The organism is Bacillus sp. SIMBA_008 (assembly GCF_046535495.1).
In the GTDB taxonomy this organism is placed as follows: domain Bacteria; phylum Bacillota; class Bacilli; order Bacillales; family Bacillaceae; genus Bacillus; species Bacillus subtilis.
Genome location: NZ_JAWRWL010000855.1, coordinates 1 through 254, shown reverse-complemented (window position 1 = coordinate 254; position 254 = coordinate 1). Strand labels below are relative to the sequence as shown.

The following is a 254-nucleotide window of genomic DNA, read 5'->3' as shown; positions in this document are numbered from 1 at the left end:
ATATATAAAAAAACGAAGCATGTGTAAGAAAGGAGGACCGGAATGATACCGCAGGGATTGTTGTACACAGAATGGAAAAAAAATCAGTGGTTGTTTTTATGCAGCGGCATTCTTTTAATGGCGGCAAACCCTTTTATGGTTTATAACAACTACTCAACATATCAAGAATGTTTGAATAACCCAGCTCTTCAAGATTGTGAATTCGTTGTCAATTATACGAATGGGTCGCCTCTTTCCTTCAGCTGGGTTGTGAG

The 254-nt window shown here is 38.6% G+C and carries 1 pseudogene; it reads left to right on the top strand.

The features are described 5' to 3' along the window. Positions 1-42: 42 nt before the first annotated feature. Positions 43-254: pseudogene (locus SB658_RS25765) on the top strand (ABC transporter permease); the annotation flags it as partial.